Raw genomic sequence first — 12,644 nt, forward strand, 5'->3', positions numbered from 1 at the left:
TAAATTGAAATTTGGTTTGGGGAAAAGGGAAAAGGGGAAGGGGTAAAGCTATGAAATTTTCCCTTTCCCTTTAACCTTTAACCTTTCCCCAATCTAGTATTGCTATATGCACAAAAATATGTGATTAAATGTATCGCAGATTTAGTGTCAATTACTTTGTCACTTTCTATTTAGCCTTTACTCGCGCCTGCTTCACCATTGCAATCAAAGTTTGATGAGCATCTTCCGCATCTACTAAAACACGATCGAATTGAATGCGAACTGGTACAGTTTCCCCATTTACTTGCGCTGTTAAATCCATACCTTGTGCATCAATTGAAAGCAGTTCGGCTGCATTGGCATCTGTGACACCACCAAAAGCTTTAGCATAAATAACTACAGCATCAGCATGATCGTCATTCATGTGTTTGCAGATGCGCGAACTAATTTCAGCAGAGAAACCATTAGACATTGTGAACTTAAAAGTGATGAATATGGCAAGAGCCTAAATTCTCGGCTAATTAGTTTAAATTAGCAGAAAAAGCTAGTCTTACGCCATCGTTATTATAAGTTATATCTGAAAAACAATTGCTGTTGTATATATTTGATAAGTTAAGTTTATTACTGGTACAAAAATTAAATTAAAATAAGCATTATCCAGTATTTTTACCTTTCATTGCGGAAACTAGACAGCGTAAACTGTAGCAGAAGTATTAGCCAAAACTATTGCAGCTAAGAGACAATGAGCGAAACTAGCCCCAGACGAATTGTAATTGGGGATGTGCATGGACACTATGAAGGTTTAATGACACTGTTGGAGGCGATCGCCCCCACGTCAGAAGATCGAGTCTATTTTCTAGGAGACTTAATCGATCGCGGACCTCATAGTGCGCAAGTAGTTAATTTTGTCAAGCAAAATAATTACTCATGTTTGTTGGGAAATCATGAGCAGATGTTATTAAACATTCTGACCAATGAAAGGACTTCCTCCTCGACGATGCAAGCATGGCTGTTTGGTGGAGGGCAAGCTACCGTGGCCAGTTACCAAGAGGCTCCCATTCCTGATGACCATTTGGATTGGTTAAAAGCTTTGCCTACATACCTTGACTTAGGGGATATTTGGTTAACTCATGCTGGTGTTGACCCTTCCAAGTCGGTGGCAGAACAAACTGCCGATGAACTGTGCTGGATACGAGAGGATTTTCACAGCATTGAAAAACCCTACTTTCCAGATAAACAAATTATCATCGGTCACACCATTACTTTTACCCTGCCGGGTGTTTCTCCTGGTAAACTGGCCCAAGGAAAGGGATGGCTAGACATAGATACTGGCGCTTATCATCCCCGGAGTGGCTGGTTGACTGGACTAGATGTCACAAATCAGTTGGTTTATCAAGTTAATATCTTTAAAAACTATATCCGTATCCTGCCTTTAGAAGAGGTTGTAAGTACAGTTGATCCAGCCAAAATTAAAGTCGATCGCCGCAATCGGAATTGAGGAATATTTGAAATGAGGGGGAGAAATCAATTCAAAATTCAAAACTTGTACTGAGCGCAGTCGAAGTATTCAAAATTCAAAATTAAAGAACTTCTGCCTCCTGTCTGGTTGTTGAGTTTCGACTACCCTCAACTGCCGTGTAGTTGAAACACTGCCCCCTGCCTGGTTGTTGAGCGACTTGCCCTGAGCGTAGCCGTTGGCGTGGTAACAGAGCGTAGTCGTTCGCGGAGCGTCTCGTAGAGAAGTGCAGCCTCTCGTAGAGAAGGGAGTCGAAACACTGCCTCCTCTTTCCCAATTTCCTCAAGACTTCGCTAATGGTCGAATATTAGCTTTATAACTAGCATTATCTAAGCCATATTTTCCATTACTAGGTTGAGAGTTAATTGCACGTCTGAGGGCATCAATGCGATCGCTGGTTCCGGGGTGAGTACTTAAAAATGTCGGAGTAGAACCACCCTTTTTCATCAGCTTTTGCATAAAAGAAACTATCCCAGACTGGGCATAACCAGCGCGTGTCAAAGTTCTTAACCCTCTTTGGTCGGCATCAAATTCATCTTGACGACTGCGAGGACGATTCAAGGCCAGTTCTACACCAATGTTCACAGCCGTATTACGATCTAAACCACTTGCTGATGCTAAACCACTAGCGATCGCTTTTTGCCGCATCTGTTTAACCAGGTGTTTCCCGCCAATATGACCAATTTCATGGGCGATAACACTGGCGAGTTCCGCTTCATTATCAGCGGCTTTCAGCAAACCCGTATGGACATATACATAACCTCCTAAAGTGGCAAAGGCATTAATAGCGTCATCTTCAACTACTTGGAACGTAAAGGGAAGATTGGGGCGATCGCTACTAGCCACTAAACGCCGACCGATTTGTTCGACATAGCTATTAACTTCAGAATTACGGTAAAGTCGGACTTGACTCCCTAATATTTGCTGATTAATCTGCTTGCCAATATCAGTTTCCTGGCGATCGGATATATTAGAAAGCTGAAGTACCTGGACTCCCTGCAATATTAGAGGCAAGAAGTCTAAAGTTCTTCCAGGCAAGGGTGTACTCAGGCACAGACTCAGGGCGACTACAACTGAAATTAGAGGATAAAACCAGCGACGCCGCCACACACGGTAATTTGTAACAAAACCTTTCCAGTTGAACATAATACGCTCTGAAGATTATTTTGGGAGAACATAAAATAAGGAGACAAATCATGAGACGGATTTAGAGTATTCTAAGTTGCATTCTTAACTCAATATTAAAGGAGTTGTTATACAGATAATCTTGACTCAAATCTACCGAACTGTGGGAGGTTAGGGATTCTCTCTAGAGATAGGCTTAAAAACTAGATTTTACTTTCTAGGCGCGTCAGTATTAACTGGTAAAAGTTTGAAGGTTAGCTGCCGCTCCTCGGAAATTACGAACTTGTGATAAACTGTCGCATAACCGCAACCCCCGAATACTTTGAGTTATTACTAAATAGGGAAAATTACTGTTTCCATCGAAAAATTTCTGGCTACAATCCATTACTTCGCTATTATCTCGGAAAACTTTTTATGGCTATTTTAGATTCAAAAGGTCGCTTGTTTGGCAAAATCAATCTCCTAGATTTAGGTGCTGTGCTGGTAATTCTACTAGTTATCTTTGGCATCTTTGTTTTTCCTGGCACTTCTGGTTCTGTCGCCCAAGTTGGTGCAAAAACAGTACCCATAGAAGTAGACTTAGTAGTTCGTGGTTTGAATGTACGTGACCCAGGAAAATTAATTGACAATGGTTTAAAAAAAGGCGGAAAAACCAATGTGATTATCCGCAATCAACCTTATGGACAGATTGAAATTAAATCTATTCAACAGCTACCTAGAACAGTCAATGTTTTTCAACCGGATGGGACTGTTAAAGAACTGCCAGATCCCAAGAGCAACAATTACAGTACAGATTTTCTTTTAACTTTAGATGGCAAAGCCCAAGTTACTGAAAGTGGGCCAGTTTTGGGTAACAGTAAAGTGAAAATTGGGATGCCATTTGAGTTAGAAGGTTTTAACTACAACTTCAATGCAACTGTCATTGATATCAGATTGAAAGACAAATAGAATTCAGGAGTCAGAATTCATAATTCAGAATGGTTTTATACCAAGCTGAATCAACTCAAAAAATAAATAAATGATAGTAATTTTGATTTTCTAATCCAAGCTTACTTCTGAATTCTGACTCCTAAATTCTGACTTCTTAAATTAATTAAGCAACGGCAAAAATTTGCGAATTAACCCGATTGTCACTGCTGGCAATTCCAACTGTGGTGTCAATCCGACATCTTCCAACTGTTGAAAAAATCGGATCGCGAGTGGATTGATTTCAGCAAGGCGGCGACCAATTGAAGGGCCTGTAAATTGCGACTTTTGTCCCCAAATAATGGCGGTGGGAGTGGCTAATTGTTGAATGTAAAGGGATAAATCAAAGCACAAATCGCCACGAACAAAGGACAGTGCTGCATACTCAGCATTAGGCTGTTGGGCAGATTCTAGATAAGCATCTACAATTTCTTGGTAGACTCGATTGGATTGAGCAAATTGCCGTTGTTCTAAAAAGCTGCGAATACCACCACTAGTAGCAATTCCAGTGCTGTAAAGTAAACGATCGACAATGGGAACGCTAACTAATTGGGCAAAAAAACTACGGGAGTAGTCTTCGCCAAAGTCAGAAAGTCCGGCGGGGGTGGTAAGAATTAAAGACTTGAATAAATCAGGATGAGCTGCTGCTACCCGAATTGTAAATGCTGCGGTCAAAGATGAAGCGATCGCTGTTACTGGCCCAGTACAAGTCTGCTCGAAAAACTCCCGAATCGTGGTTAAATAATCCTCAATTTTATAACTCCGTGCTGGATGTTCAGACATACCCCAACCGAGTAAATCTGGCGCAATGACCCGATATTCAGCCGCAAAAGCTGGATAAACTTTCGACCACTCATAAGCAGAAGACCCACCACCAAAGCCGTGCAGAAATACCAAAGTTTCGCGATCGTCTTTGGCTGTCACATCATCTTCCCAAGGCGCTCCAGCAGCAATATAATATACCATTCTACCTAGTGAGGTATCTATAGAGCGTTGTTCAAATCCTAGTGGTTGAAACATAAGTCTTTTTTTGTTGACTATATTGACTCGTTGGCACAAGTAAGACACGATACCTGGAACGCAGGCACACAGAGAGAAGATTTGATAATTTCTCTGCCTCCCCTTTTGTCACCCTAGATGTTTACCGCACTCAGTGCTGAGTAAATTAAAAAGCACTTAATATTTATGTACTTAATAAGAGCAACGTCCCTTGTAGGCAGTCTTTTAACTCAGCACTTTTCATGCGTCTAGTTCAAACTCTCCCCACTCATTGTTATTATCAGCGAACCAATCACTCTCAGACTTCTCGCTAGCGTCAGATTAAGTAGATATAAAATTACTGGATTACTTGTAAAGATTTGGTGCTTTTTTTCATAAAAATAAAGTAACTGAACGTTGAAATTACTGTTATATAAGGGTTTTTCATGGTAGCGAGGATCGCTCCAGCGCGAATCCAGCATAAGTTTTTATGGTAGTCTATCAAAAAACCGATAAATAATTTTGAGCGTCAACACGTAAACATATAGTGAAAACGCTTATTTTAATAAGCTGTTAATTCTACTTATATATGTAGTAACTACAGCTTTTGATGTATAACTAATCTAATTTTTATCTAAGTAATAGTAAGGCGGGATGTCATGGTAAAGCAGGCTACTCTTCAATCAAATAAACTACCAACGATTGAAGACGCTAAATTTGCGCTTGACAACTTGAATATACAAAACGAAATTAAAGCTTCAGCTAGGCGGGGTCAGGTCGAGCCAGTTTTTGATGCTGCCAGACTTACTGTACCTACTTGTATTTGTTTAGACTTAGAAGATTTGAAGTGTTTTGAAGCGGTAGAGCGCCAATATGAACGTTGGGGAGTCATTTTTCACAATTCTCTAGCAATACAGCCATCAAATCCAGCATTTCCAACCTATTCAGGGCTAATAGTCTTAATGGGAGCGCCCAAAAGCGGATTTTTAGAAGCTACTTTCTTGCGTCCAGTTAATTCGGTTAGTGCCTTTGTCACTAGTTCGCAACGGCTAGTGCTTTCCGCCTACGATCGCGATCGGCAACTACTCGCTCAAACTGAACTACCAGGCTCTAATCTTGCCAATTCCGACTCGCCAATTTCCCCCAATACCTTATTATCTATAAATGTGAATAACATTCACAGCGTTACCTTTTGTACTTTTGATGGTCAATTCACCCTTGATAACTTTCGTTTTTGTCTTTAACTAAGACTTACGTACAAAATGCCCTTGCTCTGAGCGATTGAAAATGGTATCTTAATTTGCGCTGTGCTGTATTAGTCTACTATCCGTTTATAAAACCAGGCATTTTGTGATTTAAGCCTTCATCCTTCCTTCATCCATAGTAAAACTTATACAATAGGTAATTTCGTAATCAAGTAGGTAAACACTGTGGCACAGGCTTCGTCTTCTTGGCAGCAATTGATCAACCAAATCCCCAACTGGAACTGGTCGCTTCCAAAATTTAAGACAAAGGGAGCCATAAAGCAGCAAACATTTAAACGTTTCTCTGGCCCTGGGGGCTTTCTTGGGTTCCTGACAATTATCATTGCCATGTTGTTGTGGAACTGGAAACTGCTACTGGCTCTCTTAATCGGCATTGGAGTAATGGTATTGGTTTACTCAATGCAGGAATGGGACTGGCAATTGCGCTGGTCAAAAATACGTAATTTCTTAAATAGTTCAAATCGTCGGTTAGTTTTAGCAGTCATCAGTGGTGGTATTGCTACTGTCAGCACTTACATGGCAGCGGCAATATGGGTTGACTCTCAAAGTCACTGGATTGCTGCTGGTGCGATCGCGCAAGGTGTGGGAACCCTGTTAACTTTAATTTTATTGGTATGGCAAATTGTCAACTTCTATGAAAATCGAGAAGAAGACCACCTCGATCGGTTGTTGATGAATTTAACAGAAAAAGATCCATTGAAGCGGTTGATTGCTCTAGGTCAACTAAGTAAATTCATCAGCCGTAAGCGAGTTGATTCTTCAGTGCAGCAAGATATTGTCCAATGCTTGCAACTCCTACTCAGTCGAGAAGAAGAAGTTGTAGTGCGAGAGGCAGCTTTTAAGAGTTTACAAGCCTGCGATCGCCTACAAGTGCTACCCCTAAAAACAGCAGTACCTTTCGTACCTGTATCATCAAAAGTCAAACACCACGTTTATTAGTTATTTGTCCTTTGTCCTTTGTCCTTTGTCCTTTGCAAATGACTAATGACTAATGACAAATAACAAATGACTATTTTCGAGACAATGTTCCATTACGAACTTGCACTACCGGATGATTGCACCGCCGTACCAATTGTTCATCGTGGGTGGTGACAATTACCGTAGCTCCAAAGGAATTTAACTTCTGGAGAATCTGGATCACTTGCCAGGAATTATCTGGATCGAGATTTCCAGTCGGTTCATCCGCCAACAGTAGGGGTGGTGTACCAACGATCGCACGGGCAATACTCACCCGCTGTTGCTCTCCTCCAGACAGTTGATCTGGAAAACAGTCAGCTTTACTCAGCAAACCTACCAGCTTTAAGGTTGGTTCTAAACGTCGTTGAATTTCTTTACGGGTATACCCTTGAGCTTGCAGCACAAAAGTGACATTTTCTGCTACTGTTCGTTGGCTAATCAGTTTGTAGTCTTGAAACACAATACCAATCCGTCGCCGTAATAATGACAAGCGATCGCCCCGCAAATCCGCTACATTACATTCATCAACAATTACTTCTCCCTGTGTAGGCAACTCTTGGCCATACAGGAGTTTCAAGAGCGTTGATTTACCAGAACCACTTGGCCCCGTGATAAACAGAAATTCTCCCTTTTTTACCTCAAGGTTTGCATTTAATAAGGCGTGAGTGCCGTTAGCATAAGTCTTGCTTACAGATTGCAATTGTATCTTCGTTATAGTATTGCTACCGTGCTGTTGAGTTTCACTGTCCTCTCCACGAACGGAAAAGTCTTTCTTAACCTGAGTTGTTAATACTGGCATTGTTAAATTTTCCTCATACCCACAACCAAACAGTTTGACTGCTTAAATGTGACATTCTCCCCAAAATAAGGATTCCCAGGTTTTGCCTGGGAATTTAAAATTCAACAAAGAAAATTTAAAATTTTTTCAAGACTTTAATACTAGCTAAGTAAGAACACTCAGAATTCAGAACTCAGAATTCGGAACTCAGCACTCTTAACTAATTGCACCTCTTGCTGTCAAACGATAAACAAACGCTTTCATAGCAAAGGCTGGCAAAGCCAACATCCGCCGCCAGCGCCAAGGTTCTTGATAAAGGCGATACAACCATTCCAAATTATTATTTCCTAACCAGGCGGGAGCGCGAGTTTTAGTTCCCGACCAAATATCAAAACTGCCACCAACGCCAATCCAAATTGCTTGGGGACACAAATGGCGGTTTTCGGCAATCCATAACTCTTGACGCGGCACTCCCAAACCAACAAAAATCACTTGTGGCTGCAATTGAGCCAGAGTTTGCCGCAATTGTGCTTCTTCTTCTGGAGAATGGTAGCCTGAGTGAGTGCCGACTATATTCAAATCTGGAATTTGCTGCTGCCAAAAATCTGCCGCATTTGCTGCTACTCCAGGCGCTCCTCCATAGAAAAATATCTTTGTCCCTGTCTTTTGTTGCCCAAGTGCTTGCAAAAGTTTTTCTGCTAATTCAATCCCTGGAAACCGCTGCACTTTTTGCCATAACAGCCATCGTAAATACAGAACAACCCCAGCTCCATCTGGAATCACCAGTTCAGCATTTTTAATCACCTGAGATAATAATTGATTTCGCTCTGCCTGCATAGTCATTTCTGCATTGAGCGTTACGACATGAGTTCCTCTGCCTGTGTGCAGGCATTCTAACAACCAGCCTGGATAGTCAGCCATCACATGAACTGGTATTCCCAACACTGAAAATGCTTGATTGCCGTTAGACATAGCCTATTCTTAAGTAATACTCACACCAGATTTTGCATGAATGTTAAGTTTATCAAATTTTTTTATATTAGAACTTAGGCAAAAGAGATTCTCCTTTGCCCTGCAACGAGAGTAAGCATAATTAAACTAAATAGACATAAGAGTGAACAAAAATGTATATACGCAGCCCTGCTACGTATATATAAGGGTTTTAGATAACACATAATTAATTTCACTCCTCTGTCTATTAATCTTGGGCGCTTGTACTTGGGCTGAACCAGTCTAACTTTTATTGTTACAGTGTAATATTCACTCAGTATAAAACGCTCAACTCGCAACTCTGGTTTTGGGAATAGAAACCCCCACTATACTGCTTGCAAGTGTGCGAGTATATCACGAAACTCGACTTTATGGTTATAGTGTAACGGGCTGAAGTTGGCTATGAGTAAAATTCGTATCGCTCTGATTGAAGATCATGACCTAACTCGTGTGGGTATTCGTACAGCACTACAGCAAAAAGATGAAATTGAAGTTGTAGGTGAAGCTGCTAATGCTGCTGAGGGTCTAAAAATGTTAAAAATGCTACAACCAGATATTGCCATTGTCGATATTGGTTTACCAGATAAAGATGGCATTGAGTTAACACGGGAGGTAAAATCTACTACTAGTGGACAGCAGCTACTTACAAAAGTACTAATTTTGACGCTGCGGGATAACAAAGAAGCGGTGTTGGCAGCTTTTGCCGCTGGTGCAGACTCTTACTGTATGAAAGATATCAAATTTGATAATTTGCTGGAAGCAGTACGAGTAACTTACAATGGCAACGCCTGGATCGATCCAGCGATCGCTCGGATTGTATTACAACAAGCGCAACAAAATCCTCAAAAGTTGGAATCGGTTTTGGTCGATTCCAAGACTATTGCTCCTAACCCAGATTCTTTTGAGAATCTGGAAGAAATTCAACCTTACACCCTGACAGAAAGGGAATTGGAAGTGTTACAGTTGATTGTCGAAGGTTGTAGTAATGCAGTCATTGCGGAAAGACTTTACATCACAGTTGGCACTGTTAAAACTCACGTTCGCAATATTTTGAATAAGCTATGTGCCGATGACCGTACCCAAGCAGCAGTCCGCGCCTTGCGTTCTGGGTTAGTTGGATAAATTTCATTTTGGTGTGGATCAATTGAGGATAATCAAGGGAAACTTACAACTTTGAAAAGTTATATTTTCAAAGTGAATGGCTTCTCTGGTTTTCTCTTATTTATTAGGTGAGATAAACATCATATTATCTCGCCATTCAAATATATGAAAACAAAAGTCAAATATGGCTGAGATTGGGACGGAAAAACTTAAGCTCATGGTGGTAGATGATGAGCCAGATAACTTAGATTTACTCTACCGCACTTTTAGGCGAGATTTTCAAGTATATAAAGCCAATCATGCCTTTGGTGCTTTGGAAATCTTGGATCAATTTGGCGAAATGGCGGTAATTATTTCTGACCAAAGAATGCCAGAAATGAATGGGACTGAATTTTTTAGTCGCACCGTAGAACGCTTTCCAGACACGATTCGGATTTTGTTAACTGGTTTTACTGATGTCGAAGATTTGGTAGATGCGATTAACTCCGGTCAGGTATTCAAGTACATTACCAAACCCTGGAATCCAGAACGGCTGAGAAGCTTAGTTGAGCAAGCCACTGATACATATCGCTTAGTTAAAAAGCGTACCCAAGAGTTGCGTCGAACTCTACGGCGAGAATCTTTGTTTAATGCGGTAACAACAGCAATTCGGGAATCTTTAGACTACGATAGTATGCTGCAAAAAATTGTCGCAACTATTGGAGAAACATTTGAAGCTACCAGTTGCTTGCTCAAACCAGTAGAGGGCGATCGCCTCACACAAGACGAGTTCTTCTACCACGATCCGAAATCTGATGTATTAGATTCCTGCTTTGACTCCAGTGTTTTAATCGAAAAGGTGCTGGAAACGCGTCATTATCAACTCGCTCAAGATATATATGAAGGTAATCCTAGTCACCACCTAGTTGTGCCACTTAGTTATCATCAGCATCTATTGGCTGTGCTGACCCTCCACCAATGGGGACGCGATCGCCCTTGGGAAGACGAAGACATCCAACTAATTGCAGGTGTTGCCGAACAAGCAGCCTTAGCCCTCTCCCAAGCAAAACTCTACCAACGCCTCCAAGAAAAGCAACAGCAGATTCACACTGAATTAGAGGTGGCTCGCCAAATTCAATACAACCTGCTACGCCAAAGTTTACCTGACATTAAAGGTGTGAAGGTACAAGCTTGCTGCTATCCGGCGCGCGAAGTAGGAGGCGATTTTTTTGAAGTTTTTGTCCATCCTAAAGGCGACTTGTGGTTGGCAGTGGGTGACGTTTCTGGCAAGGGCGTCCCAGCAGCTTTATTTATGGCTAGTATTATTTCAGTTTTGCGCCGAGAATTATCTCAAGAGACACCAGCAGAGCCGAATGTGGTCATGCAGAACCTCAACCACGCTCTCAGTGAAGATTTAATTAGCAACAATTATTTTGTCACTCTTGTGTTAGCTTGTTATACCCCTAGCACTAAGGAACTGGTCTACACTAATGCCGGTCATATTTATCCAATATTATGGTCACGCCAAGATGCTTTAGCCGAAAATCCCAATTACCTGAAAGTTCGCAGCGTTCCTTTGGGGATTTTGCCTAAGTGGCAGGCACAGTCTGGTCGCTTGGTTCTCGCTGCTGGAGACACATTGTTATTAGCCAGCGATGGCATTACAGAAGCAATGGTATCAAATAATCCTGATTCAACAGTAAAAACTGAGGCTGGGGTTGAGTCAGTAAACCGTTCGATGCTGAATCAAGATGGTCTTTGGCAACTCTTACAACAAGAGCAACAACCACTTTCTCTTAACCATTTACTAGCTCGCATCCAGGCAGATAATCACGTTCAAGAAGACGATCAAACTATACTTTCACTGGAGATTTTGTAAGTCATGAAAAGTGAGCTTCATGTACCAAGCGACTTGAATTTTCTGAATATTGTTGAAAACTGGTTGTTGGGATGTTTGAAAATTCAGCTAGGAGAATCTGTGGATTGGTCGCGGCAATCAAGTCGTTTGAGACTGGCTTTAGTGGAAGCGTACTCTAATGCAGTCCGTCATGCCCACAAGGATCAACCAAACTTACCCATATTACTACGTTTAGAAGTGAAAGACCGAGATTTTGCTCTAGAAATTTGGGACTACGGCGAAGGCTTTGATATGTCTAACTACTACGCTCCCAACCCGATGGAAAAGCAAGAAGGTGGTTATGGTTGGCTGATTATGAATCGTCTCATGGATAAAGTAGATTACAAGTTGCAGGTTAATGGCGCCAACTGTCTGAAGTTAGAAGCTACTTTACCCGAATTAGTCCAATAGACAAAAGTGAATATTTTTCAAGTCATGCTATTGATGAGTCAAAATTCAGAATGGGCTAAACGCCCCGCTATCGCTAACAGGAGTCAGAATAAAGCCATGAATCCTGTGTGACTGGGTGAAAAAATATTGGTTTAAAACTTTGCTCTTTGTAGTTATTTGCTACTTACTTTTCACGACGTAAAGAAAGTAACTCTTTGGGGGAAGCTAAAAGTTTGATTCTAGTATAAGAAATTTGCCGTTGTTGGTTGAGGATAAATAGCCACAAAACATTGACACTACACCACGAAGTTTGTGCTTTGCCTGTTACCTGGACTTCGATCTCACCATTTTCTAAAGTCTCGGCTATTCCTGTGTTCGGGTAAGCTTTGATGTTTTGACCTTCTTGTTTTAAGTAGGCTGCGATCGCATCTGTCCCCACAATATCAGATTCAAATGGCGGACGCATCACACCATCTATCGCAAATAAGGCAGCAGTTGCCTCAAATTCTCCTGCATTTAAGGTTTCAAAATAACGCAGAACGCTTGATTCTGTAATTCCCTCAATCTGGAATTCTTCTTTAAACTGCGCTGGCGATATAAATTCAGTAGAGGTCATAAAATTACCTGTATTATGGTGTCTGAATATTAATTTCAATACAAAAATAAGTAAAAGAAAAGCTGCTATTGAGATAGATTGCTACATATTAATAAATCTTCCTAACG

The 12,644-nt window shown here is 41.2% G+C and carries 13 protein-coding genes; 7 read left to right on the forward strand and 6 right to left on the reverse strand.

The annotated features are described in order from the left end of the window. Positions 1-166: 166 nt before the first annotated feature. Entirely contained in the window at positions 167-451 is a 285-nt protein-coding gene (locus tag QUD05_RS29195) for a DUF2470 domain-containing protein (RefSeq protein ID WP_289799117.1), read from the reverse strand. A gap of 270 nt (positions 452-721) precedes the next feature. Here QUD05_RS29195 and QUD05_RS29200 point away from each other — a divergent pair, with 270 nt between their 5' ends. Beyond that, on the forward strand, positions 722-1,477 hold the full coding sequence (locus QUD05_RS29200; RefSeq protein WP_289799118.1) for a metallophosphoesterase family protein: 756 nt from the start codon (positions 722-724) through the stop codon (positions 1,475-1,477). 300 nt (positions 1,478-1,777) lie between these two features. Here QUD05_RS29200 and QUD05_RS29205 read toward each other — a convergent pair whose 3' ends face one another. Beyond that, positions 1,778-2,641 (reverse strand): M48 family metallopeptidase, encoded by an 864-nt coding sequence (locus QUD05_RS29205; protein WP_289799119.1) that lies wholly within the window; start codon positions 2,639-2,641, stop codon positions 1,778-1,780. A 393-nt stretch (positions 2,642-3,034) separates the two neighbouring features. Here QUD05_RS29205 and QUD05_RS29210 point away from each other — a divergent pair, with 393 nt between their 5' ends. Then, positions 3,035-3,568 carry a DUF4330 domain-containing protein gene (locus QUD05_RS29210; RefSeq protein WP_289799120.1) on the forward strand — a complete coding sequence of 178 codons (534 nt, stop codon included), beginning with the start codon at positions 3,035-3,037 and terminating at the stop codon, positions 3,566-3,568. 141 nt (positions 3,569-3,709) lie between these two features. On the opposite strand, the gene QUD05_RS29215 is transcribed toward QUD05_RS29210, so the two are convergent. Continuing rightward, positions 3,710-4,606 (reverse strand): alpha/beta fold hydrolase, encoded by an 897-nt coding sequence (locus QUD05_RS29215; protein WP_289799121.1) that lies wholly within the window; start codon positions 4,604-4,606, stop codon positions 3,710-3,712. A gap of 617 nt (positions 4,607-5,223) precedes the next feature. On the opposite strand from QUD05_RS29215, the gene QUD05_RS29220 reads away from it, so the two are divergent. Together QUD05_RS29220 and QUD05_RS29225 are read left to right on the forward strand one after the other, a co-directional pair. Beyond that, a complete protein-coding gene (locus QUD05_RS29220; RefSeq protein WP_289799122.1) occupies positions 5,224-5,808 on the forward strand; it encodes a hypothetical protein in 585 nt (194 codons plus the stop codon). Positions 5,809-5,994: 186 nt separating this feature from the next. After that, entirely contained in the window at positions 5,995-6,768 is a 774-nt protein-coding gene (locus tag QUD05_RS29225) for an armadillo-type fold-containing protein (protein ID WP_289799123.1), read from the forward strand. Between the two features lie 70 nt (positions 6,769-6,838). Here the strand turns inward: QUD05_RS29225 and ftsE are convergent, their stop codons facing one another. Continuing rightward, the gene (gene ftsE / locus QUD05_RS29230; protein WP_289799124.1) at positions 6,839-7,585 is read right to left on the reverse strand and encodes a cell division ATP-binding protein FtsE; all 747 of its coding nucleotides are present in this window, start codon (positions 7,583-7,585) and stop codon (positions 6,839-6,841) included. Between the two features lie 195 nt (positions 7,586-7,780). Beyond that, on the reverse strand, positions 7,781-8,536 hold the full coding sequence (locus QUD05_RS29235; RefSeq protein WP_289799125.1) for a WecB/TagA/CpsF family glycosyltransferase: 756 nt from the start codon (positions 8,534-8,536) through the stop codon (positions 7,781-7,783). A 420-nt stretch (positions 8,537-8,956) separates the two neighbouring features. Between QUD05_RS29235 and QUD05_RS29240 the strand changes: the two genes are divergently transcribed. From QUD05_RS29240 to QUD05_RS29250, 3 genes are all read left to right on the forward strand, one after another. Beyond that, the gene (locus tag QUD05_RS29240; protein WP_289799126.1) at positions 8,957-9,676 is read left to right on the forward strand and encodes a response regulator transcription factor; all 720 of its coding nucleotides are present in this window, start codon (positions 8,957-8,959) and stop codon (positions 9,674-9,676) included. A 163-nt stretch (positions 9,677-9,839) separates the two neighbouring features. Then, on the forward strand, positions 9,840-11,513 hold the full coding sequence (locus QUD05_RS29245) for a SpoIIE family protein phosphatase (protein ID WP_289799127.1): 1,674 nt from the start codon (positions 9,840-9,842) through the stop codon (positions 11,511-11,513). Between the two features lie 3 nt (positions 11,514-11,516). Continuing rightward, entirely contained in the window at positions 11,517-11,942 is a 426-nt protein-coding gene (locus QUD05_RS29250) for an ATP-binding protein (protein ID WP_094351551.1), read from the forward strand. Positions 11,943-12,105: 163 nt separating this feature from the next. On the opposite strand, the gene QUD05_RS29255 is transcribed toward QUD05_RS29250, so the two are convergent. Then, complete coding sequence (locus QUD05_RS29255; RefSeq protein WP_289799128.1) at positions 12,106-12,537, reverse strand: ketosteroid isomerase family protein; 432 nt, start codon at positions 12,535-12,537, stop codon at positions 12,106-12,108. Positions 12,538-12,644 lie beyond the last annotated feature (107 nt).

Source organism: Nostoc sp. GT001 (assembly GCF_030382115.1).
Lineage (GTDB): Bacteria > Cyanobacteriota > Cyanobacteriia > Cyanobacteriales > Nostocaceae > Nostoc.